This is a genomic window from Microbacterium atlanticum (assembly GCF_015277815.1).
Lineage (GTDB): Bacteria > Actinomycetota > Actinomycetes > Actinomycetales > Microbacteriaceae > Microbacterium > Microbacterium atlanticum.
In genome coordinates, this window is the sequence record NZ_CP063813.1 from 3130058 (window position 1) to 3153834 (window position 23777).

At 70.5% G+C, this 23777-nt stretch carries 16 protein-coding genes and 2 tRNA genes; 4 read left to right on the top strand and 14 right to left on the bottom strand.

From position 1 onward, the window contains the following. Positions 1–4 precede the first annotated feature (4 nt). The 3 genes from IR212_RS17300 to IR212_RS14445 are packed head-to-tail and all read right to left on the bottom strand — an operon-like array spanning position 5 to position 6771. Entirely contained in the window at positions 5–397 is a 393-nt protein-coding gene (locus tag IR212_RS17300; protein ID WP_337907605.1) for a DUF6544 family protein, read from the bottom strand. Next, positions 345–5402 (bottom strand): family 78 glycoside hydrolase catalytic domain, encoded by a 5058-nt coding sequence (locus tag IR212_RS17155; RefSeq protein ID WP_228479344.1) that lies wholly within the window; start codon positions 5400–5402, stop codon positions 345–347. The genes IR212_RS17300 and IR212_RS17155 overlap by 53 nt, the downstream gene beginning before the upstream one ends. A 25-nt stretch (positions 5403–5427) precedes the next feature. Then, positions 5428–6771: an MFS transporter gene (locus IR212_RS14445; protein ID WP_194396563.1), complete on the bottom strand. Its 1344-nt coding sequence runs from the start codon at positions 6769–6771 to the stop codon at positions 5428–5430. 95 nt (positions 6772–6866) lie between these two features. Between IR212_RS14445 and IR212_RS14450 the strand changes: the two genes are divergently transcribed. Next, complete coding sequence (locus IR212_RS14450) at positions 6867–7859, top strand: LacI family DNA-binding transcriptional regulator (protein ID WP_194396564.1); 993 nt, start codon at positions 6867–6869, stop codon at positions 7857–7859. A gap of 58 nt (positions 7860–7917) precedes the next feature. On the opposite strand, the gene IR212_RS14455 is transcribed toward IR212_RS14450, so the two are convergent. Then, a tRNA-Ser gene (locus IR212_RS14455) sits at positions 7918–8006 on the bottom strand. 132 nt (positions 8007–8138) lie between these two features. Here IR212_RS14455 and IR212_RS14460 point away from each other — a divergent pair. Further along, positions 8139–8831, top strand: coding sequence for a DUF2278 family protein (locus IR212_RS14460; RefSeq protein ID WP_194396565.1), 693 nt, complete (start codon positions 8139–8141; stop codon positions 8829–8831). 37 nt (positions 8832–8868) lie between these two features. Here IR212_RS14460 and IR212_RS14465 read toward each other — a convergent pair whose 3' ends face one another. The 6 genes from IR212_RS14465 to serS form a co-directional block, all read right to left on the bottom strand. Next, positions 8869–10173 (bottom strand): GGDEF domain-containing protein, encoded by a 1305-nt coding sequence (locus IR212_RS14465; RefSeq protein ID WP_194396566.1) that lies wholly within the window; start codon positions 10171–10173, stop codon positions 8869–8871. A 112-nt stretch (positions 10174–10285) separates the two neighbouring features. Further along, positions 10286–11599 carry an LCP family protein gene (locus tag IR212_RS14470; protein ID WP_194396567.1) on the bottom strand — a complete coding sequence of 438 codons (1314 nt, stop codon included), beginning with the start codon at positions 11597–11599 and terminating at the stop codon, positions 10286–10288. Next, a complete protein-coding gene (locus tag IR212_RS14475; protein WP_194396568.1) occupies positions 11599–12879 on the bottom strand; it encodes an LCP family protein in 1281 nt (426 codons plus the stop codon). Before IR212_RS14475 ends, IR212_RS14470 begins: the two co-directional genes overlap by 1 nt. Positions 12880–12929: 50 nt before the next feature. Further along, positions 12930–13014, bottom strand: a tRNA-Ser gene (locus IR212_RS14480). A gap of 166 nt (positions 13015–13180) precedes the next feature. Further along, the gene (locus IR212_RS14485) at positions 13181–14155 is read right to left on the bottom strand and encodes an HAD family hydrolase (RefSeq protein WP_194396569.1); all 975 of its coding nucleotides are present in this window, start codon (positions 14153–14155) and stop codon (positions 13181–13183) included. Further along, positions 14152–15417, bottom strand: coding sequence for a serine--tRNA ligase (serS, locus tag IR212_RS14490; RefSeq protein WP_194396570.1), 1266 nt, complete (start codon positions 15415–15417; stop codon positions 14152–14154). Before serS ends, IR212_RS14485 begins: the two co-directional genes overlap by 4 nt. A 98-nt stretch (positions 15418–15515) precedes the next feature. Here serS and IR212_RS14495 point away from each other — a divergent pair, with 98 nt between their 5' ends. Both IR212_RS14495 and IR212_RS14500 read left to right on the top strand, forming a co-directional pair. Next, positions 15516–16835, top strand: coding sequence for a diacylglycerol/lipid kinase family protein (locus IR212_RS14495; protein ID WP_194396571.1), 1320 nt, complete (start codon positions 15516–15518; stop codon positions 16833–16835). A 131-nt stretch (positions 16836–16966) separates the two neighbouring features. Beyond that, positions 16967–18322 carry a cryptochrome/photolyase family protein gene (locus IR212_RS14500; RefSeq protein WP_194396572.1) on the top strand — a complete coding sequence of 452 codons (1356 nt, stop codon included), beginning with the start codon at positions 16967–16969 and terminating at the stop codon, positions 18320–18322. A 165-nt stretch (positions 18323–18487) separates the two neighbouring features. On the opposite strand, the gene IR212_RS14505 is transcribed toward IR212_RS14500, so the two are convergent. Genes IR212_RS14505 through IR212_RS14520 form a run of 4 tightly spaced genes read right to left on the bottom strand, consistent with a single transcriptional unit; the run spans position 18488 to position 23772 of the window. Beyond that, positions 18488–19819 (bottom strand): ABC transporter substrate-binding protein, encoded by a 1332-nt coding sequence (locus tag IR212_RS14505; RefSeq protein WP_194396573.1) that lies wholly within the window; start codon positions 19817–19819, stop codon positions 18488–18490. Positions 19820–19868: 49 nt separating this feature from the next. Then, positions 19869–20804 carry a carbohydrate ABC transporter permease gene (locus IR212_RS14510; protein ID WP_228479345.1) on the bottom strand — a complete coding sequence of 312 codons (936 nt, stop codon included), beginning with the start codon at positions 20802–20804 and terminating at the stop codon, positions 19869–19871. Further along, positions 20801–21748, bottom strand: coding sequence for a carbohydrate ABC transporter permease (locus IR212_RS14515; RefSeq protein ID WP_194396574.1), 948 nt, complete (start codon positions 21746–21748; stop codon positions 20801–20803). The genes IR212_RS14510 and IR212_RS14515 overlap by 4 nt, the downstream gene beginning before the upstream one ends. Then, positions 21745–23772: a beta-galactosidase gene (locus IR212_RS14520; RefSeq protein ID WP_228479577.1), complete on the bottom strand. Its 2028-nt coding sequence runs from the start codon at positions 23770–23772 to the stop codon at positions 21745–21747. The genes IR212_RS14515 and IR212_RS14520 overlap by 4 nt, the downstream gene beginning before the upstream one ends. Positions 23773–23777: the final 5 nt, after the last annotated feature.

A 23777-nucleotide genomic window follows, 5' to 3' on the forward strand; every position in this document is an offset into this window, starting at 1 on the left:
CGGACTACGAGCCCAGGCTGCTGACCTCGTCGGCGACCGCGGGACGGGCGTCCTCGATCTCGTCGATCGTGATCTCGAGGTACGCGAACTCCCCCTCGGGGTCGGGATCGTGCCAGCGCGCCTCCGCTCGGCTCGCGGTCACCCGACCATCGGACGGATGTCGCCCCTCGACCGGTGTAGACCAGCGCTGCCGAGTGAACGTCTCACCCCGCTCATCCGACCCGAGGCGGTCGTCGGGCGAACGTCGGCGACGCCAATCGCGGCGGCCACCGCGGTCTGCAGCTGCCAGTTCGTCAGGCGCTACTCTGCGACATCCGTTGCCCCCCGTGATCCGACTGCCGCCATCAGGCGGCGGCCGCGGCGACGCTGAGCGCCATGAGCTGTTCGAGTGCGGCATCCGGGATCTCGACTCCCGGGAAGCGCGCGAACTGTCCCATCGGCATGGACTCGACCATTTTCAGCATGTTCTCGTTGTCGGATGCCGCGGCCAGCTGCTCTTCGGTGGCGCCGGCCATCATCGCCTGCATGAGCGCCGGACCGACGACGGGATGCCCGAACCAGTCGCCGACCGTCGACTCGAGGGTGAGAGGTTCGAGCTGCTCGACATCGCCCGCGAGCTCCAGCGCCTCGGACAGCACCACATCGGATGACGAGCGGCCCAGCTCGATGCGGTAGGCGCCCGGCTCGACGCGCCAGCGGTCCTTGACGACGTCCCAGTAGGCGAAGGCGCGCCGCTCGAGAGTCAGCTCGACGACCGCGGACTCGCCGGCCGCCAAGTGCACCTTCGTGAACGCGCCCAGCTCGCGCACGGGTCGACGCACCGGCGCTGCCGCAGGTGCCACATAGACCTGGAGGACCTCGGCACCCGCGACGGCCCCGTCATTGCGCACGACGACCCGCACGGTCGCTTCGTCGTACCCGGATGCCGCGACCTCGAGTCCCTCGTAGGTGAACGTCGAGTAGCTCAGGCCGTGCCCGAAGGGATAGCGCACCGGCTGCTCGGCGGTCGTGTACCAGCGGTAGCCGACGAACACGCCCTCGCCGTAGCGGACCGTCTCGTTCTCGCCCGGGAAGGTGACGTACGAGGGGGTGTCCTGCAGCCGGAGCGGGATGGACTCGGCGAGGCGTCCCGAGGGGTTGACCGCACCGGTGAGGACGTCGGCGAGAGCACCCCCGACGGCCTGTCCCAGCGCCCATCCCTCGACGATGGCGTCGACGGAATCGTGCCACGGTTCGAGCGAGACGACCCCGCCGTTGGAGAGGACGACCACCGTCCGACCGGCGACGGCCGCGACCGCCTCGATGAGCGCGACGTGCGCCGCGGGGAGCTCGAGGTGCGTGCGGTCGAAGCCCTCCGACTGGTCTTTCTCGTACAGGCCGACGAAGACCACCGCGACATCGGCGCCCTGCGCCGCGGCTCGTGCGTCGTCGAGGAGAGCCGCGGCGTCGGCTGCGGCATCCGTCGAGTATCCCGGCGCGTACGGGAGATCGCCGAGCTGCGCGCGCAGCTCGTCGAGCGGGATGTCGAGACGAGTGGCGTTCACATGGGAGCTTCCACCGCCCTGGTACTGAGGCTTCACAGCGAGCTCGCCGAGGACGACGGTCTTCCGCCCCGGACGAAGCGGCAGAGTGTCCCGTTCGTTGCGCAGGAGCACGATCGCCTCGCCGGCGGCACGCCGGGCGAGGGCATGGTGCGCGTCTGCGTCAAGGGGCGCGGTCGGCTGTTCGGCGGCGGTCCGCTCCGCGAGCGTGCGGAGCCGCTCGAGCGACCGATCCACCGACGCGCGATCGAGACGTCCGTCTCGGACGGCCGCGACGATCGCATCGCGGCCCTCGTCTCCGGTTCCGGGCATCTCGAGGTCGAGTCCTGCGCGAAGGGCCTGGACCCGATCCTTGATCGCACCCCAGTCCGAGAGCACCAGCCCTTCGAACCCCCACTCGCCGCGCAGCAGCTCGGTGAGCAGCCACTCGTTCTCCGAGGCGAACACGCCGTTGATCGCGTTGTAAGCGCTCATGACGGTCGTCGGCTGCGCTCGGGTGACGACCCGCTCGAAGGCAGGCAGGTAGATCTCGCGCAGAGTCCGGTGGTCGACCTCTGCGCTCACCCGCATCCGGTCGGTCTCCTGACTGTTGACGGCGAAGTGCTTGAGCGATGTGCCGACGCCGGTTGATTGCACGCCGTGGACGTACTCGGTCGCGAGCACCCCGGTGAGCAGCGGATCCTCCGACAGGTACTCGAACGTGCGACCGCCCAGTGGGGAGCGCTTGATGTTGATCGCGGGACCGAGGAGCACATCGACGTCGAGCGCACGTGCTTCCCGGCCGAGGGCCTCACCGATCTCTCGGATCAGGGCGGGGTTCCACGTCGAGCCGAGAGCGACCCCCGGTGGGAAGCAGGTGGCAGGGAGGCTGTCGTAGAGGCCGAGGTTGTCGGACGCACCGTCCTGCCGCCGCACACCGTGCGGGCCGTCGACGATCGTGAGGGAGCGGATGCCGTCGCCCTCGCGAGTGGACCAGAAGTCGCGTCCGCTGAGCATCGCCGCCGCCTCGACCACACCCTCGTCGCTCTGCGGCTCGGGCTCGGCGAAGAGATCCTGGGGAATCGGCTCTCCTGCCGACACGGCGGCGAAGCCGCGCTCGAGATCGGCGAGGAACGCCTCCGAGTGGGGCATCATGCCGGCGATCTGGCGGGGCGTGATGTCCTCCCGCCCGTTCAGGCCACCGCTCATGTGCGCGGCGGCCTCCGGCACGTACTTCGTCACGACGCCCATGAACACCGCCATCACCTCGGGCTCGTCGATGATCTCGCCCATCGGGGTGTCGACGGTGACCGGCGCCCGCTCAGTGGGGTCGACCTCGAACGGCTCGACCCATTCGTGCACGCCGTGCTCGACGAGCGCCGTGTCGCCGGAGGGAAGGACGACGTCGGCTGTCGTGCCGACCGGCACGGTGGCTGACACGGTGATCGCGCCGTCGGCCAGCTCCCACGAGACGGAGGCCTCGCCGTACGGCGTCTCGAGGCGCGCGGCCGCCGAGGTCAGCCCGGCGCGCGGCGGCTGTGGCGCGATGCGCAGGCGGCGGTACCCGGGCTCGGCGGGGGCGAGCCCGGCGACGACGCGGTGGAGCCAGTCGGCGACCGAGCCGAAGGCGTAGTGGTTGAACGAGGTCATCCCGCTCGGATTGACGGTTCCGTCCGGGAGCAGTGAGTCCCACCGCTCCCAGATCGTCGTGGCGCCGTGCTTCACGGTGTACAGCCACGAGGGCGCCTCGGTCTGCAGCAGCAGCCGGTACGCGACGTCCGGGTGGCCGTTGGCGGAGAGCGCGTCGCAGATCAACGGTGTGCCGACGAAGCCCGTGGAGATCTTGTACCCGTTGCCGCGGACGATCTCGGAGAGGCGATCCGCCGCATGCGCGCGCGCCGCTTCGCCTTCGATCAGGTCGAACTGCAGAGCGAGGGCGTACGCGGTCGCCGAGTCGGAAAGCAGCCGACCCGATCCCGAGACGTACTCGCGGTGGAACGCGGCGCGCACCTCGTCGGCGAGCGTGCGGTAGCGCGCCGCGTCCTCGTCTCGGCCCAGGAGGGCTGCGGCATCCGCAACGATGCGTGACGAGCGAGCGAAATAGGCCGTGGCGACGATCTCGGGGTAGGTCTGGGCTGCCTCGGGCCGGCCTGCCGGCGCAGTCGGGTCGAGCCAATCGCCGAACTGGAATCCCTTCGACCAGATCCGGTCCTCTCCTGCGGCCGCGGTCACTTCGTCCACCCACGCGGCCATGCTCTCGAACTGGGTCCGCAGGATGCCGAGGTCGCCGTAGGCGCGGTACATCGTCCACGGCACGACGGTCGCCGCATCCGCCCACGCCGCCATCGGCCCCTGGTAGCCGGTGGTGACAGCCGGGACCACCATCGGCGTCCCGCCGTACTTCTTCTGCTCGGCGGCGAGGTCGCGCAGCCACGACGTCAGAAATCCCGCGGAGTCGTAGAGGAACTCGGCCGTCGGCGCGAACACCTGCAGGTCGCCGGTCCAGCCGAGACGCTCGTCGCGCTGCGGGCAGTCGGTGGGGATGTCGACGAAGTTGCCCCGCATCCCCCAGACCGCGTTCTCGTGCAGGCGGTTCACCAGGGGATCGGACGACTCGAACCACCCGGTGCGGCGAAGGTCCGAGTGCAGGACTTCGGCCACGATGTCAGCGGGGTCGAGCTCTCCCGGCCAGCCGGTGACCTCGGCATACCGGAAGCCGTGGAACGTGAACCGAGGCGCCCATTCCTCCGCCTCTCCTCCACGCAGCGTGTAGGTGTCGGTCGCCTTCGCACCGCGAAGGGGCTCGGTCGCGAGCTCTCCGCGCTCGAGCACTTCGGCGTGACGAAGACTGACGGTGCGGCCCGCGTCACCTCTCACCCGGATGCGGAGGCGCCCGACCAGGTTCTGGCCGAAGTCCAGGATGGTCTTGCCGGACGGGCTCGTCGACACCTCCTGCACGGCGAGGGTCTCGACGTGCCGGACGGGCGGGCCATCGGGTGCGACGAGCGTCGCGGCGTCGAACTCGCGCAGCGCCACAGGAGCCCACGCGCGGACGTCGATGTCGGCGGTCGACCACGCCGGGTCGAACGCCTGAGCGTCGAAGTCCTCTCCGTTGTAGAGATCAGCCGAGCTGATCGGGCCCGCGCTCGACACCCACTCGGGGCCGGATGCCACGACCTGGCGCTCCCCGTCGGCATACTCGACTTCGAGCTGCACCAGCACTCCCAGATCGCCGCCGTACAGCGCGCGACGACCGTCCCAGCCGAGATGCCCGCGCCACCAGCCATCGCCGAGCCACGCGCCGATCGCATTGCGACCCGGCATGAGCAGCTCGGTGACCTCGTACGTCTGGTAGCGCAGCCGGCTCTCGTACGCCGTCCATCCGGGAGCCAGTTCCTGATCTCCGACGCGGGATCCGTTGAGCTCCAGCTCGTACACACCCTGCGCCGTCGCGTAGATGCGAGCACGTGCGATCTCAGCCTCGCGGATCTCGAACGAGCCGCGCACGAGGGGCGACGCGACCGTGGGATCCACCGGACTCACCATCTGCGCTCGCCAGTCGTGCGCTTCCAGAAGCCCCGCCTCCACGGTCGCCCATTCGCCCCACTCGGATACTGATCCGTCCTCGCCGGTCACCCGCACCCGCACCGACCGGTGCTCGCGCGAGGCCAAAGGCGCGAAGGGCCACGGCACGAGAACCGATTCGGCGCTGTCGACGGCGATCGCCTCGCCATCGGCGTCCTGAACCTCGAATCGAGCCTGCCGCCACCCTGCCGGCGCGGCGCTGACGATCCAGCTCAACCGGGGAGCGGATTCGCCGATCCCGATTGCGTCGCGGTGATTCTCGAAGCGGACGGGGGTGACGGTGACAGCGGCGACCATGATGGCGGATTCTCCGGATGATGGGTCAGCGGACGGAACGGATGCGGAGGACGACGGCGCCGGCGAGCAGTACCGATGCGGCAGCGATGACGAAGAGCAGCGTGTAGTTGCGCTCCCCGCCGGTGACGCCGATCAGCAGGATGCCGGATGCCGCGAGTGGTGCGAGCGACTGCGGAATCGACGTGGCGAACCCCGTGATGCCCATGAAGCGGCCGGCGTCCGTCTCGCGTTCGGGAAGCACGTCCAGCAGGAGCGCCTGGTCGACCGCGGCGAACAGACCCAGCCCGAGCGAGGTGACGAGCGATCCGGTGATGAGGAGCACCATCTCGGGCGCGAATGCCTGAAGGAGCATTCCGATGGCCATGATGATCCCGCCCAGGAGAACGAACACGCGGCGGCGCTTCACCCGATCCGACATGAAGCCGCCGCCGAGCGCGCCGAGGGTCACGGCGAGGATTCCGCCGAGACTGAGGGTGGCGATGATGCCGGCGACCGATTCGACGCTGATGCCGAGACGATCCGCGAAGAAGAACGCGGTGTAGGTGGTGTTGAGGGTGATGCCCGTGTAGAAGAGGAAACGTGCCAGCCAGTTCCACGAGAAGTCGGGGTACTTGCGCGGGTTGTAGACGTACTTCGCCAGCAGCTGGCCCACCGTGATCGGATCCTTCGCCATCGTGCGGCTGTCTGCCTCGTGCACGAGCACGACGAAGAGGAAGACGAACAGCACGCCCACCGCACCGGGGACGAGGAAGAGCAGCAGCGGGTCACCGGTGAAGAACTGCGCGAGGATCACGCCGAAGACGGGTGCGATCTGCGTGGCGAAGCTCGTGAGGCCCGCGACCTTGCCGCGCTGCGACTCGGGCAGGCGATCGGCGGTCGAGATCTGCAGGTTGCTGAGGGTGGTGCCCCATCCCCACTGCGCGAGGATCCAGCCGAGGCCGAGGATGAGCACATTCGGCGCCAGTGCCATCACGACGAGCGAGAGCACTCCGACGACCACACCGCCGATCATGAACGGACGGCGGCGCCCGATGCGGGTGCGCGTGCGGTCGCTCCAGATGCCCATGAACGGCGAGGTCAGCATCACGAACAGCGCACCCGCTCCGGTGATGAACCCCAGATACTCCGGATGCCCCGGGGCCAGGGCATTGACGCGGATGGTGAGCGAGATCGCGAGCGGCGTGATGAAGGCCATGAAGACGCCGAACTGCGCCAGCACCATGGACCAGATGTAGCGAGAACCCACTTTGGGAAGGTCAGCGGGAGGTGCCTCGCTGATCTCGTCGACGGCGACCGCATCGAACGCGGGTGCAGGGACGGAGGCGGGAAGCGGCGTGACGAGCGGCTCGTCTTTGCTGGGTGTCGTCATGGGGACTCCATCGTCGTTGTTACTAGCACGTGCTAGCGCATGGTCAGGATGCTACGGTATCGTCACTAGCGCGCGCAAGTATCGAGGAGCATCGGATGCCGGCTTCCACCGTCAAGCGAGTCACCGCCGCCGACGTGGCCCGCTCTCTCGGCCTGTCCCGCGCCACCGTCGGGTTCGTGCTCAACGACACTCCCGGTCAGACCATCCCCGAGGCGACGCGTGAGCGGGTGCTGGCGGAGGCCAAGCGGCTCGGCTACCGGGCGAACTCGGCGGCGCAGGCGCTGGCGAGCGGGCGAAGCCGGATCATCCTGCTGGTCCTCCCCGATTGGCCGCTCGACTACAGCATGCGCAGCCACCTCGATGAGGCCTCGCTCGCCTTGGATGAGGCCGGATACTCCTTGGTCACGATGACCCCCCATCCCACCGGTCAAGCGCGGCCCCTCTGGGAGACCCTGCGCCCGGACGTCGTTCTCGGGATGACGCCCTTCGATGCGCGTCGGCTCGAGGAGATCCGCGCCAGCGGAGTGCAGCACATCCTCCCGTCCACTCCCACGGACGATTCGGCGACGAGCGAGGACCTCGGCTTCGCGGGTGGCCCGCGGCTCCAGGTCGAGCACCTTCTGGATCGGGGGCGCACGCGACTCGCTTTCGCCGGCTCGCCGGATCCACGTGTCGCCGATCTCGTCGCCCAGCGCCGTCGACTGGCCGTGCAGACCCTCGGGGATCGCACGGGCCGGGGCCTCGTCGCGGAGGGGCCGCTCACAGAATCCGATTCCTCGGACACGGTGTCCGATTGGGTCTCGGCCGGGGTGGACGGGGTCGTCGCCTACAACGACGACATCGCGGCCGTCGTGCTCGGTGCCGCGCTGCGTGCCGGCATCCGCGTCCCCGAAGACCTCGCGATCATCGGTCACGACGACACGCCGCTCGCGCGACTCCTCGTTCCGGCACTCTCGAGTGTTCGGATCGATACCGCGGGACTCGGCCGGTATCTCGCCGACTTGGCGCTCAGCGCCGCGATGGGCTCCGCACCACCACCCGCAGGGCCCGAGACCGATGCCCACCTGGTGGCTCGCGAGACCACCTGATCCCGGCGGACCTGCGCCTGGTCACCCGTCGACGGGTGGGCTGACCAGGGACTTACTGCGGAGACGGAGGGATTTGAACCCTCGGTCCCCGTGAGGGGACTCCACCTTAGCAGGGTGGTGCACTAGGCCTGACTATGCGACGTCTCCAGGCATCCGGGGCCTGCTGGGCGCGGATGCACCCAGCAATCATAACCGAGTCGCGCGACGCCGCTTGCACCCTGTCGACGGCAGTCACGAGCGTCCCGGTATCAGCGGCCTCGGACGATCGCTCCTCCCGTCATGCCGTTCACACAGTACGGAGTCCTCAGCGGAACCCTGGTCGCGCACCACCGCGACGACCCCGACGACTTCGGGCGCTGGAGGCACGTCAACCTCAAGGTCCGCAGCGGCGGACGCGACTTCCGGGTCGCCGTCGACGTCGACAGCAAGGATTCCGCGGTCGGCGTGCAGTGGAAGGTGCTGCGCGTGCGTGGCACGGCGCTCGGCTGGCCGACGCCGCCGGCCGCGGGCTACACCGCACTCGCCTCGGCCCCCGGGACGGGCGCGATCGACGTCATCCGGCATCCGGCGCTCCGTGTCGTCGGGTTCCGGCGCTGGCTGCTCCGGATCCTCCGGGTGGGCGGAGCGGTGCCGGCGGCACGGTCCTGGTTCTGGATCCCGGTGCTGAGGCCCTGGCGCTCGGGCGATCACCTCGAAGCGTCAGAGGCGCTCGAGATGACGCTCCGCGTGGGCGCCGTCACGCTCGTGTGGGGCGAGCCGTTCCCCGAGGGAGCCCCGCCCACATCGCTGCAGGGCATGCACAACGTGCATCAGAACCAAGGTGACCCCGCGGGGTCGCCGTGGTGGCCGGAGAACGGCATCTGGCAGGACGGCGCGGTGGCGACGCAGCAGTCCGACGGCCGCTGGCTCGTCTTCCTCTCGAAGTTCTCGACCCAGCGCGACCACACCGACGCGCAGGGCCACCCGCTCTGACCCCCGCAGCGAGACCCGCGCGCTAAGCAGCAGGCGCTCAGTCGGCGATGGCCACTTGGTTGCCGCCGCTGTTCTTGGCGGTGTACATGGCCTGGTCGGCACGGCGGATGAGGCGATCCACGTTCAGCACGCCCTCTCCGACCCGGGCTGTCGCGACGCCGATGCTCGCTGCGATCGGCAGCGACGCGGGCAGGAACGGATACTCCTCCCCGGCCACCGCTTCGCGCAGCCTCTCCGCGATCTCCACAGCGGAGGCGGCATCCGCCCCGCACACGACCACGAACTCGTCGCCGCCGTACCGGGCCACGACATCGCCCTCGCGCAGGTTCTGCTGCAGCCGCCGGCCGACTTCGCGCAGCACCTCGTCGCCGCGGTCGTGGCCGAGGGTGTCGTTGACCTCTTTGAAGCCGTCGAGGTCGATGAAGATCACCGAGGCGGGCGTGTGGTCTCCGAGCGTCGGCAGATCCTCGAGGCTGCGCCGGTTCGGCAGGTCGGTGATGTCGTCGTGCATCGCGGCGTGCTGCAGTCGGCGTTCGAGCCGCACCGTCGCGAGCTTCTGCGCGGCCTGGCCGGCGAGGGCTTCCGCCAGCGGGGATGCCTCGTCGTCGAAGACGCGCGGATGCCGGAAGAAGCACGCGAACAGCCCGAGCGCCACACCGTCCAGCTGCAGCGGTGCGGCGATCAGGGCGTGGACGCCGGTGTGGCGCATCGCGGCCGCGAGCGACGGCGACACCTTCTCGGCGACCGCCTCGTCGGTGATCTTCAGCACTTCGCGCAGCTCCCGCGCCCGTGCCGACATGGTGAACTCGGGGATGACGGGCTCGAAGGGGTTGGTGCCGGCGGTCCGCCGCAAGACGCCGTTGTCGGAGAACAGCATCACGACCGAATCCTCGGCCCGGTAGGCCTGCGCAGCGGTGTCGGCCAGTATCTTGCTGAGACGCTCCTCGGTCGTCGCCGCCGCGAACGCGACGGACGCGTCCATGATCAGCTGCAGCCGGCTCTGCGTGCGGTCGGCCAGGCCGTGCAGATTGCGCAGGCGGGTGCCGGACGCATAGCGGTCGGCGGCCTCCATCACCGTCAGCACTGCACCGTCGGCGTCCTCCGCACGCGTGACGAGGACGGCACGCTCCGGATGACCGGGGCACGACATCATCCTCGCAGCGAACGCCGCGCCCTCGAGGAAGTCGGCGACGGGCACCAGGATGTCGCTCAGCACCCGGCCGGTGACATCGGTGTCCTCACCGAGCCACCGACGGAACCACGCGTTCGACTCCACGATATGGTCGGCGCGGTCCACGCGCACCACGCCGACGGGCAGCGCGTCGATCTCCAGACCGCTCATGAGCATCCTCTCCGCGCCGGGCACGCGGCATCCGTCCGAAATGTATCGCATCGCCGGGCGGGCTCGAGCACACGCGTTGAGAAACGCTCGGAGCCGCCCGGATGCGAAGTGCTCAGTTCTCCGGCAGCGTGCATGTCGTCTGCGCTGCGGTCTGACCCGTGATCTCCGAGGGCAGCTCGACACGCTCCTCCTCGGCGGGGGTCGGCCCGGCTGCGGGCGTCTCGGCCGCAGGAGCTTCCACAGCGTCCCCCGTCGGTCCGGGCGCGGGGACATCCGGCTTGACCGCCTCCCCGGTGACCTCGACGCCGTACCCCTGGCTGGCGTCGCCCGTGAGCGTGAGCGGCTGGTTGGTGCGGAGCGCCTCGAAGAGCGCGTCGGCGGCCTCGGTGACCGGGAGCACGCGGCTGCCGCCCGCCCCCGTCGCGTAACGCGTCGGGTACTGCACGAAGATGATGTCCTCGTAGGGGACGTCCTTCGCGGCCATCGCGATCTGCACCATCAGGTTCGGGTTGGTCAGCCCCGAGCTCAGCACGAGCTGCTCCTGCTGCACCTGCGTGACCGCCGTGGTCGCAAGGTTGAGCAGCGTCGCCGGATCAGCCAGCACGGCGTCGGACTGCAGCTTGCGCATCATCGACGACATGAACTGCTGCTGGTTCGAGATGCGGCCGAGGTCGGACCCGTCGCCGATGCCGTGGCGCACGCGCAGGAACTGCAGCGCCTCCACACCGACGAGGGTGTGGGTGCCGGCGGCGAGGTCGAGACCCGTGTGGCCGTCCTTGATGTCTCCCGCGACGCAGACGTCGACACCGCCGATGGCGTCGGACATGTTGATGACGCCGGTCCACCGGATGGCGGCGGCGAAGTGGATCTGCTCGCCGGTGAGCTCTTCCACCGTGCGCACCGTGCAGCCGAGCCCGCCGTAGAGGTACGACGCGTTGATCATCTGCAGCGACATGGCGGGGTGCTCGCCGCTGCCGTCCTCCTTCGCGCACGCGGGGATCGGCACGAGCATGTCGCGGGGGAACGACACGACGGTGACGCGGCGCGGCTCGTCCGAGATGTGCACGAGCATCGTCACGTCGTTGCGCTCTCCCGGCGAGTCGTCTTCGGCGCAGCGCGGGAAGAGCGCGACGTCCTGCCCCTCGCAGGAATCCGTGCCGACCATCAGCACGTTGACACCGCCCTCGATCGCGCCGAGCGACGGCGGCAGCGGCTTGTCCTCGTTCAAGACGACCGCGTTGGCGGAGATCGCCGATGCGGCGTCCCACACGTTGTACGCGGCGATGCCTGCCGCGCTCACGCCGAACACGGCGAGCGCGACGCCCAGCATGGACAGGACGGTGGTGAGCGGATGCCGCGTGCGCAGCGCTCCGTGGCGCGCGAGCGGTCCGCGGCCCTCGGTCGAGGGTCGCCGGGTCGCCGGCATCAGCCGGCGGCCCTGACGTTGCCGGCGGAGCAGGTCTGCTGGGCGGCGTTCTGCCCGGGGATGTTGTCGGGGAGCGCCACCGCGGTCTCGGTGGGAACGGGCGTGGCGCCCGGCTCGGCGGTCGGGGTCGGGTCCACCGGCGCCTCGCTGGGCTCGGGGTCGGCCACGATCACACCGCCGGTCAGATCCTGGTCGTGGGTGACCTCGATCGGCTCGTTGGCGGCCAGTGCGGCCCACATCTGGCCTGCGGCGTCGTAGTCGGGCACGACCCGGTTCGGGTCGTTCGGGTCCTCGAGGACCGGGTACTGGAGGAACACGATGTCCTGGAAGGGGACGTCCTTCACCGCGAGCGCGATCTGCGCGAGCGTCATCGGGTTGGTCAGCCCGGCGCTGGGCGTGATGTTGTCGACCGCCGTCGTGGCGAGCTTGTACAGCGTCGCGGGGTTGGAGATGACCTCTTCGCTCACCAGCTTGCGGGCGAGGCTGGACATGTACTGCTGCTGGTTGCTGATGCGGGCGAGGTCGCTGCCGTTCTCGAGGCCGTGTCGGGTGCGGAGGAACTGCAGCGCCTCGACTCCCTGCACGGTGCGGGGGCCTGCGGCCCAGTCGATCCCGGTGTAGATGTCGCGGATGCCGCCGTTGCCGATGCAGACCTCGACACCGCCGATCGCGTCGGTGATGTTGATGACGTTGCCGAAGCTCACCTTGGCCGCCAGCGGCACGTTCTGGCCGCTGAGCTCCTTGATCGTCTTGGCCACGCACGACAGCCCGCCGTCGCCCCACGCCTGGTTGATCTGCGCATAGGAGCTGCCACCGGTGGTGGAGCCGTCCTCACGCGTGCACGAGGGGATGGGGATCATCAGATCGCGAGGGAACGACACCACGGTCACCCGGCGGGGGTTGTCCGAGATGTGCACGAGCATGTTGACGTCGTTGAGCTGTCCCTCCGCCTCCGGGCCGGTGCAGCGGTCGCCGAAGATGTAGGCGTACTCGGGCTCGCACTCGTCGGTTCCGACGAGGAGCACGTCCACGCCGCCCTCGATGGCCCCGATGTCGGGCGGAAGCGCGCCCTGGCCCTCGAGCTCGACGGCGTCGTCGGCGAAGCTGGAGGTGAGGTCGGATAGGGCGTAGGCGGCGACGCCGAAGCCGGAGACCAGCGCAACGGCGGCGATGACGCCGACGAGCTTGAGGAGGAAAGCGAGCGGGCCCGGAGACGACAGCTCGCCATGGCGCGCCACGGTGCGGCGGCCCTGGTGGGCGGGTCGGCGGGTCTGGCTCACTCGGTCCTCTCCGGATGTCGGCTCTCAAGCCCCCGGGCACAGGTGCACAGCGGAGGGTGTGGGATTCGAACCCACGGGACATTGCTGCCCACTGGTTTTCAAGACCAGGTCCATCGGCCGCTCGGACAACCCTCCCGAGGATCCCGGCTCCCCGAGGGGCGCGGCATCCGTCGAACAGGCGTCGAGTCTAGCCGACAGCACTGTCGCCCCATTCTTCCAACGGCGGCTGGCAATCCTCTGAAGGACGCGCACGTGAAGCGTGTCAGCGGCGCCTTCGGGGGCTGCGACGGCCGAACGCTGCTCAGAGCGCGCCCAGCACCGCGGCGACGCCGCCGGCCTGCACCGATCCCGTCGTCTCGCCCGCGGCGTCGCGCACCTCCTGCGGGCCCTGCTCCATCGCCACGGCACGGCCGCCGTGCTCGAGCGCCCACCGGAACATGCCGACGTCGTTTCGGCCGTCGCCAATCACCAGCACGTTCTCGGGCTCGATCCTCAGCTCGGTGCGCACGAGCTCGAGTCCGGTGCTCTTGTCGACGCCCTGCGGGGCGATGTCGAGCCACGCGGTCCACCCCACCGCGTACGAGACCTCGTGCAGGCCGATGTCGCGCACCAGCTCGAGGTAGTCCTGCTCGTCCTGCTCGGGCGAGACGACCACGACGCGGCAGACGCGCTCGCGTCCCAGCTCCTCGAAGGGCACCCGGCGGGCGTGCACGAGGTTCCAGTCCTCGAGGTATTCGGTGTACAGGCGCACGCCGTCGGGCAGCTCGACGAGGTAGCGCGCCTCCGGCAGGTGCTCCCGCAGCAGCCGCAGCACCTCGCGGGGATCGAACGTCTCGACGTGCCACCGTTCGTAGACCAGCTCGTCGGCGTCGACGCGCTTGAGCACGACGGCGCCGTTGGAGCACACCACGTACTCGGGTGCGAGCTCGAGCACCCGCAGAATGCCGCGGGTGCCCTCCCAGCTTCGCCCGGTCGCGATCATCACCTCGTGGCCGGCGTCCTGCGCGTGCGCGACCGCCTCGACGACGCCGGGGCTCAGGGATTCGTCCTCGAGGAGGACGGTGCCGTCGATGTCGAGCACGATGAGCATGCGCGCGACCGCGACGCCCGGAACCTCGGTCTCCCGAGCCAGCTCATCGACCAGCTCGGCGGCGTCCCCCTGCGGCTCTACCTCGATGCGGCCGGCGGCGGGCAGCGCCTCCTCGACGACGGGGTCGGTGTCGATGTCGTCGGCGGCGCGGGAGCTGCCGCCGGCGCCGTCGTGAGCCGATGTCACGCGATGGGCTCCATGACCTCGAGCCCGCCGAGGAGGGGCCGCAGCACCTCGGGAACGGCGACCGAGCCGTCCTCGCGCTGGTGGGTCTCCAGCAGCGCGACGATCCACCGGGTCGTGGCGAGCGTCCCGTTCAGTGTCGCGACCGGCTGGGTCCTGCCGCCGTCGGGGCGATGGCGGATGTCGAGCCGGCGCGCCTGGTAGGTGGTGCAGTTCGACGTCGACGTGAGCTCGCGGTACGCCTGCTGCGTGGGCACCCAGGCCTCGATGTCGAACTTGCGCGCGGCGCTGGAGCCCAGGTCGCCGGCGGCCACGTCGATCACGCGGTAGGACAGGCCCAGATCCTGCAGCATGCCCTCCTGCATCTGGACGAGACGCTCGTGCTCGGCCTCCGCATCCTCGGGCGTCGTGTAGACGAACATCTCCAGCTTGTTGAACTGGTGCACCCGGATGATCCCGCGGGTGTCCTTGCCGTACGACCCCGCCTCGCTGCGGTAGCAGGTGGACCAGCCGGCGTAGCGCTTCGCGCCCGCCGAGAGGTCGAGAATCTCGCCCATGTGGTACCCGGCCAGCGGCACCTCGCTGGTGCCGACGAGGTACAGGTCGTCGTCCTCGAGGTGGTAGACCTCGGCGGAGTGCTTGCCGAGGAACCCGGTGCCCTGCATGACCTCGGGGCGCACGAGCGTCGGCGGGATCATCGGCGTGAAGCCCGCCTGCACGGCCCGGTCCAGCGCGAGGTTCATGAGGGCGATCTCGAGGCGGGCGCCGATGCCGGTGAGGAAGTAGAAGCGGCTGCCCGACACCTTGGTGCCGCGCTCCATGTCGATCGCGCCCAGGCGCTCCCCGAGCTCGAGGTGGTCGCGCGGCTCGAAGCCGAACGCGGGAATCTCGCCGTGCGTGCGCAGCGTGACGAAGTCGTCCTCGCCGCCGGCCGGCACGCCGTCGATCACGATGTTCTCGAGCGCGGCGAAGGCGGCGGCGGATGCCTCCTCCGCGGCGGCCACCGCGTGCTGGGCCTGCTTCACCCGCTCGCTGAGGTCCTTGGCCTCGGCGACGAGCGCCGCCTTCTGCTCCTTGGGGGCCTGAGCGACCTTCTTGCCGTGCGCGTTCTGCGCGGCGCGGAGCTCCTCGAACGCGGTGATCGCGGCGCGTCGCGCCCGGTCGGCCTCGCGTGCCGCGTCGACCGTCTCGGGCGACTCGCCGCGCGCCTCCTGCGAGCGCTTGACCAGCTCGGGATTGTCGCGGAGCAGCACGGGATCGATCACCCTGCAAGCTTAGTCGGCGCCCGCACACCGGCCCGGTGAGTGTCAAGCTCACCAGCGGATTGCACCGCACGCCCCCGTCGGGTCCTAATCTGTACGACATGGCGGCGGTATCGGGATCGGGCGAGGACGCGGCCCGCGACGACGACGATCTCACTCCTCACCCGGCCGACGCCGTGTACGCGGACGGCCCGTCGACCGAGGACCTCGACCTCGCCGACGTCGCGGCCGAGCCGGCGGATGCGACCGCAGCCGAGGCATCCGCCACCGCCGACGCGGCGGAGGCCAAGGCGCCCGACCCCGCGCAGGCGGCCGAGCCGGACGAGGTGATCCGCGAGCCGGAGGACGTCGAGCCCGATACGGCCGACGGCGAGACCGGCGAGGCGCGGCGGGTCGGGCCCGAGGGCGAGCCTCGCCCGATGGAGGAGGGCGCAGAGCGCCCGTCCCCCAAGGCGGCGCTGGTCTACAACCCGACGAAGGTCGACGCCGACGCGCTGCGCGAGACGGTGACGAGGCTGGCCGAGGAGGCCGGCTGGTCCGAGCCGCTGTTCTACGAGACGACGGTGGACGACCTCGGCGACGACGTGACGCGCGAGGCGCTGAAGGAGGGTGTCAACGCCGTCCTGGTGGCCGGCGGCGACGGCACGGTGCGCGCGGTGTCGGAGGCGATGAGCGGAAGCGGCGTGCCGCTGTCGATCGTGCCCAGCGGCACCGGCAACCTGCTGGCGCGCAACCTCAAGCTGCCGCTCACCGAGCCCGACGCCATGGTGCGTGCGGTCTTCGACGGCGACACGCTGTCGATGGACGTGGGGTGGACGGAGCTCGCCCGGCCCGACGGCACGACGGCGGAGCACGCGTTCGTGGTCATGGGCGGGATCGGCCTGGACGCCGCGATGATCGCCAACACCAACCCGCAGCTGAAGAAGACCGTCGGATGGGTCGCCTACGTCGACGGCGCCGCTCGGGCGCTCCCCAGCGCCAAGCCCTTCCGCGTCGTCTACGAGCTCCCCGGGCACCGCCTGCACTCCTCGCGGGTGCAGAGCGTGCTGTTCGCCAACTGCGGCAAGCTGCCCGCCGGCCTCGAGCTCATCCCCGAGGCCTCCGTCGCCGACGGGGCGCTGGACATCGTCATCTTCCAGCCGAAGGGCCCGTTCGGCTGGCTGTTCGTGTGGCGCCGGGTGGCGTGGGACAACAGCTTCCTGCGGCGGTTCCGCACCGGTCGCCGCGTGCTGGCGCTGCGCACCAAGGACAACTCCGTGCTCTACTCCCGCGGCGCCGGCATCGAGCTGGCCGCGCACGAGGCCCAGCCGGTGCAGCTTGACGGCGACGAGTTCGGCGAGGCGCTCTCGGTGAAGACCCGCGTGGAGCCGTCCGCGCTGCTCGTCGTCGTCCCCAAGGGGCACTCCACCGACGACCTCTGACGGGGACACTTCCGGGCCGGATCGGCGCCGGGGGGCCGCCCTCGAGCCCGCGAGCGGCCGATTCTGCCCGGGTCCTGCACGCCGTCTGTCAAGGCCCGTCGCCGCGCACGCGCCGGCGGCATGATGGACCCATGCCCGGACCCACGCTCGTCTGGTTCCGCGACGACCTGCGCCTCGCCGACAATCCCGCGCTGCGTGCCGCGCTCGACCGCGGGGAGCCCGTGATCGGCCTGTACGTCCTCGACGACGAGAGCCCCGGCATCCGCCCGATCGGCGGGGCCGCGCGATGGTGGCTGCACCACTCGCTCGCCTCGCTCGGCGAGCGGCTGCAGGAGCGCGGCGGCACGCTGGTGCTGCGGCGCGGCCCCGCGGGGCGGGTGGTGCGGGAGACGGTGACGGATGCCTCCGCCGCGGCCGTCTTCTGGAACCGGCGCTACGGCGGCCCCGAGCGCGAGATCGACGCCGAGCTGAAGGTGGGCCTGCGCGGCGACGGGGTCGAGGTCGCCTCGTTCGCCGCCTCGCTCCTCTTCGAGCCGTGGACCGTGAAGACCGGCGCCGGGACGCCGTTCTCGGTGTTCTCGCCCTTCTGGCGCGCGTGCCAGTCGCTGCCGGCGCCGCGGGAGCCGCTGCCCGAACCGCGCGAGGTGCCGGCGCCGCGCCGGGCCGCGGCATCCGACTCCCTCGACGACTGGGGGCTGCTGCCCACGCGGCCCGACTGGGCGGGCGGGCTGCGCGAGACGTGGGAACCCGGTGAGCCCGCGGCGCGGCGGCGGCTGCGCGAGTTCCTCCGCGACGACCTCGCGAACTACGACCGGGCCCGCGACGAACCCGCCGCGGGGGCGACCTCGCAGCTCTCGCCGCGCCTGCGATGGGGCGAGATCAGCCCGTACACGGTGTGGCACGAGGCGATCGCGTCGGGCGGCGGCGGCCGGTTCCTGTCGGAGCTGGGCTGGCGGGAGTTCGCGTGGCATGTGCTGTACCACCATCCCGATCTGGCGACCAGGAACCTGCGGCCGGAGTTCGACGCCTTCCCGTGGCCGCGCCTGCGGCCCAGCGCCCTGGAGGCGTGGCAGCGGGGACGCACCGGCGTCCCGCTCGTCGACGCGGGGATGAAGGAGCTGTGGCGCACCGGCTACATGCATAATCGCGTGCGCATGGTCGCGGCATCCTTCCTCATCAAGAACCTGCTCATCGACTGGCGGCACGGCGAGGAGTGGTTCTGGGACACGCTCGTCGACGCCGACGGCGCCAACAACGCGTTCAACTGGCAGTGGGTCGCGGGATCGGGTGCCGACGCCGCGCCGTACTTCCGCATCTTCAACCCAGAGCTGCAGGCGAAGAAGTTCGACCCCGACGGCCGGTACGTCCGCGAGTGGGCGCCGGAGCACCTGCAGGGCGACGCGCCCGAGCCGATCGTCGACCTCGGCGACTCCCGGAAGGCGGCGCTGGCGGCCTACGAGCACGTCAAGCGCGCCGCGCGGTCCTGACGCGGCGGCGGCGCGGCGCCGCGCCACAGACTCGGAGATCGACGCGAGGTCGGAGCATCCGTCCCACACGGTCCGCGCGAGTGCCGATCTCCGATTCCGTGGCGAGCGGTCTGCCGGAGCGCCGCCCCGGGACGAGGGCCCCGGGGCGGCGCGTGTGCGAGAGGACTACTCCGCGACCGGGATCGACTGCGCCTCGAGGGTCGCGATCGTGGACTCCTGTCCCTTCTCGAGCGCCTCGGTGAGCGTGCCGGTCCCCGAGGCCGCGGCCTTGAAGCCGTCGGACACGTCGGCGTACGTCTGCGTCATCGTCGGGCCCCACACGAAGTCGGGGTTGACCTGCTCGGCCGCCTCCGCGAAGACGTCGTAGATCGGCTGGCCACCGTAGAACTCCACGCCCTCGGTGAGGGTCGGCAGCTCCAGGCCGGCGGTGGTGGCGGGGTAGATCGCCGCGGTCTGGTTCAGCGACGTGAGCGCCTCCTCCGACGTGTTCAGCCACAGCGCGAACTTCGCCGCCTCGTAGAGGTGATCGGTGCCCTTGAACACCGCGATGGACGAGCCGCCCCAGTTGCCGGCGGCGGTCCCGCCGTCCTCCCACTGCGGCGCCAGCGCGACCGACCAGTTGCCGGCGGTGTCGGGAGCGCCCGACGAGATGGAGTTCGCACCCCAGACGGCCGAGTTCCAGGTCCACACCTCACCCGAGTTGTAGGCGTTGTTCCACTCGTCGGTCCACGCCGGGTAGCTCGAGACGAGGTCGTTCTCGAGGAGGTCCTGCCAGTAATCGGCGACCTTCACCGACTCGTCGCTGGTGAGCTCGACCGTCCACGCGTCGCCGTCGTTGGCGAACCACTGGCCGCCCGCCTGCCACACGAAGCCGGCGAACTGGTTGATGTCGGTCTGCGAGAAGTTGGTGATGTAGCCGCCGGCCTCACGCACCTTCACGGCGGCCTCGCGGTACTCCTCCCACGTCGTGGGCACCTCGATGCCGTTCTGCTCGAACAGGTCGCTGCGGTAGAACAGCGCCATGGGGCCCTGGTCCTGCGGCACGCCGTAGACCTCGTCCTCGGTGCCGAGCGTGACCTGCGACCACGTCCAGTCCAGGAACTGGTCGGAGGCCGCGACGACGTCCTCGCAGGCGGCGAGGTTCTCGAGGCCGTCCTGCACGCGGAAGTTCGGCAGGGCGTCGTACTCGATCTGACCGAGGTCGGGGGCGTTGCCCGCCTCGAGCTGGTTGAAGAAGTTCTGGTAGGTGCCGGCGTTGCCCGACGGACCCGTCTGGACCTCGACCTGGATGTCGGGGTTCTCCTCGTTCCAGATGGCCACGGCGTCCTCGATGCCGGGGATCCAGCTGGTGAACGTGAGCGTGACGTCCTCGCCCGCGGGCTCGCAGGCTGCGGCCTCGCCTCCGCCCGATCCGGAGTCGCCCGCTGCGCACGCCGTCATGGCGAGCGCGACGGACGTGAGCAGGGCTGCGGTGACCGCTCGTTTCGTGTGACGCATGAGCTTTCCTTCTCTTGGTGGTGGTCCCGGATGCCGCCGGGTCGGGGGTCTACTTGAGGGCGCCGGTGCCGAGGCCCGTGCGCCAATAGCGCTGCAGCAGCAGGAACGTGATGATCAGCGGCACGATCGACAGGAGCGACCCGACCAGCACGAAGGTGCGCAGCTCGGGGAACTGGTTGATCGTCGAGTTCCACGCGTAGAGGCCGTACGTGACGGGGAACAGGTCCTCGCTGCGCAGCATGATCAGCGGCAGGAAGAAGTTGTTCCAGATGGTGACGAACTGGAACAGGAAGACGGTGATGAGCGCGGGGAACATCAGCCGGATCGACACGGTGAAGAACGTCCGCAGCTCGCCGGCGCCGTCCAGCCGGCTCGCTTCCAGCAGCTCGTCGGGGACGGATGCCTCGGCGAAGACGCGCGCGAGATACACGCCGAACGGGCTCACCACGCTCGGCAGGAACACCGCCCAGAACGTGTCCGTCAGCTGCACGCGGCTGAACAGCAGGAACAGCGGAAGGGCGAGCGCCGTCGCCGGCACGAGGACGCCGCCGAGCACGACGTTGAAGATGGTCTCGCGCCCGGGGAACCGGTACTTCGCCAGCGCGTAGCCGCACATCCCCGCGAGGAGGGTCGCGACCACGGCGCCGAAGCCGGCGTACAGGATGCTGTTGAGGATCCACCGCAGGTACACGCCGTCGCGGTAGGAGAACAGCCCGGCGATGTTCTGGAAGAGCTGGAAGTCCGCGAACCACAGGGGGTTGGTGCTGAACAGGTCGCCGCGGCTCTTGGTCGACGCGACGAGCAGCCACCAGATGGGAACGAGGAAGTACAGCGTGAAGATCGCCATCACCAGCATGGCGCCGGTGCGCGACAGGATGCTCTCGCGCGGGCCGCGGGCGGTGGGGGCGGAGCCGCCGCGCGCCAGGGCGCGAGGGTTCACGGCGGGCGAGGTGGAGGTGGCGTCGGGCCCGGTCGCGGTGCTCATGCCTGGGCTCCCTTCCGGCGGGTGAGGCGGAGGAACGTGAAGGAGAGGATGAACGTCGCCAGGGCCAGCACGACCGAGAAGGCGGCCGCGAGCGACACGTTCGGGATCGAGCTGGTCGCGTAGATCGTCATGTTCGGCGTGTACGTGCTCGTCACCGCCGAGCTGAAGGAGCGGAACGTCTGCGGCTCGGCGAGCAGCTGGAGCGTGCCGATGATCGACAGCACGGCCGTCAGCACCAGGGCGGGTCGCACCAGCGGGATCTTGATGGACCAGGCGATGCGCGCCTGTCCGGCCCCGTCGATGCGGGCCGCCTCGTAGATGTCCGGCGGGATCGCCAGCAGCGTCGAGTAGATGATGAGCATGTTGTAGCCGACGAACACCCAGGTGACGACGTTGGCGATCGCCCACAGGACGAAGTCCGCCGACAGCAGGTTCACCTGGCTGGTGAGGGCCTCGAACGGCGACAGGTTGGGCGAGTAGAGGAAGCCCCACATGATGGCGGCGATCACGCCGGGCACCGCGTACGGCGCGAAGAAGGCCAGGCGGAAGAACTTCTTGCCGCGGATGAGCGGGGAATCCAGCAGCAGCGCGAACAGCAGCGCCAGGCCGAGCATCACCGGCACCTGCACGATGCCGAAGATGAGCACGCGGGCCACCGACGTCCAGAACGCCTCGTTCTGGAACACGATCGCGTACTGCTGGAAGCCGCCGAACACCTCGGTCGCCGCGCCGAAGGTGCCCTCGCGCTCGACGACGAGCATCGACTGCCAGACGGCGACGCCGATCGGCACGAGGTAGAACAGCACGAACATGACCGCGAACGGTGCGACGAAGGCGACGATCGCCCAGGGATGCTGGACGCGGCGGCGCCGGTCCTTCGGCCGCGCGGGGCCGGCGGCTCGGCCGCCGCGCGCGCGGGGCTGGGCGGTGGTGGGCGCAGTCATGCCGCGCGCTCCTCTCTGATCACCCGAACCGCGCCGGCGGGGACCGCGAGGAGTCCCTCGACGGTGCTGCCGGTCACCAGCTCGGTGCCGTGGGCGTCGACGTCGATCGCCTCGGCGCTGTGGTTGACGATGAATCGCCACACGGTCTCGCCGTCGGTGCGGCGGATGATCTCGACCTCGGCCCCGGCGCCGGGCTCGCGCCGGACGCCTGCCGCGGTGACGACGCGGCGCACGAGATCCCGCAGGGCGGCGCGGTCGAGCAGGGTGGCGAGGTACCACGCGTCGCCGGCGGATCCCCCGCCGGCGCGACGGGTCACCGCCGGGCGTCTGGCGGCGGGACCGTCGGCGAAGCGGTCGACGACCTCGGCCTCGGTCGCCTCGAGCCGTTCCGCCCAGACCGTGGCGCCGGCACCCGACTCGAGGGCGATCCGCGTGCCGGGAAGCACGGGGGCGAACTCCTGGACGCGGATGCCGAGGAGCTCGCGCCACGCGCCGGGATAGCCGCCCGGTCGCACGCGGTCCTGCTCGTCGACGATGCCGCTGTAGAACGTGACGAGCGCGTGGGCGCCGGCGGCGACAGCCTCGTCGAGGGCTGCGGCATCCGCATCCGACACCAGGTACAGACCCGGAGTGACGACGAGCCGGTAGCCGGTGAGGTCGGCACCGGGCCGCACCACGTCCACGGTGACGCCGAGGTCGTGCAGCGCGCCGTAGAGCGCGTGCACCTGGTCGAGGTACTCGAGCGCGTGCGTCGGGCGGTTCTCGGCGTCGGAGGCCCACCAGGCCTCCCACGAGAACAGCAGTGCCACGTCGGCCTGCACGCGTGCGCCGGCGACCTCGTCGAGTGCCCCGACGATCCGGCCCAGTTCGAGCACCTCCCGCCAGAGGTCGGAATCGGTGCCGGCATGCGGGAGGAGGGCCGAATGGAACTTTTCCGAGCCCTGCAGCGAGGCGCGCCACTGGAAGAAGCACACCGCGTCCGCGCCGCGCGCGACGTGCGTCAGCGAGTTGCGCAGCAGCTGCCCGGGCTCCTTCGCGAGGTTGACCGGCTGCCAGTTGACGGCGCCGGTCGAGTGCTCCATAAGCAGCCACGGATCTCCCCCGGCCAGCCCGCGGGTGAGGTCGGCGGCGAAGGCGAGCTCGGCGCGCGGCTCGCCGAGGCGGTGATCGAGGTAGTGGTCGTTGGCGATGACGTCCATCTCGGGCGCCCACGCCCAGTAGTCGAGGTCGCGGATGTGCGCGGTGACCATGAAGTTGGTCGTGATGGGCAGCGCGCTGTGCCGGCGGATCGCGGCCGCCTCCGCGCGGTAGTGGGCGAGCAGCTCGTCGGACGAGAAGCGGTGGAAGTCGAGCAGCTGCCCCGGATTGCGGCTGGACAGCGTCAGCTTCGGGGTGAGGATCTCGTCCCAGTCCGAGTAGCGCTGGCTCCAGAAGCTGGTTCCCCAGGCCCGGTTGAGCTCGTCGATCGAGCCATGGCGTGCGCGCAGCCAGCGGCGGAACGCCCGCGTGCTCTCCTCGCAGTGGCAGAGCGCATTGTGGCATCCGAGTTCGTTCGAGACGTGCCAGAGCGCGATCGCCGGGTGGCGACCGTAGCGCTGGGCGACCGCCTCGGCGAGGTCGACCGCGTACCGGCGGAACACCGGCGAACTCGGGCACCATGCCTGCCGGCCGCCCGGGAACCGCGTCGTGCCGTCCTCGACGACGGGGAGGACCTCCGGATGCCGGGTGGTGAGCCAGGGCGGGGGCGATGAGGTGCCGGTGCCGAGGTTCACCCGGATCCCCGCGTTATGGAGGAGCTCGATCACCTCGTCGAGCGCCGTGAAGTCGAAGGAGCCGTCCGCGGCCTGCAGGGCCGCCCAGCCGAAGATGTTGACGGCGACGAGGTCGACGCCGGCCTGCTGCATGAGCCGGACGTCTTCGCGCCACACGGCCGGATCCCACTGCTCGGGGTTGTAGTCGCAGCCGAACGCGATGCCCTGGTGCTCGAACCGGGGGCGTTCGCTCGCGAGCGCCGTCTCGGCCAGCGCCG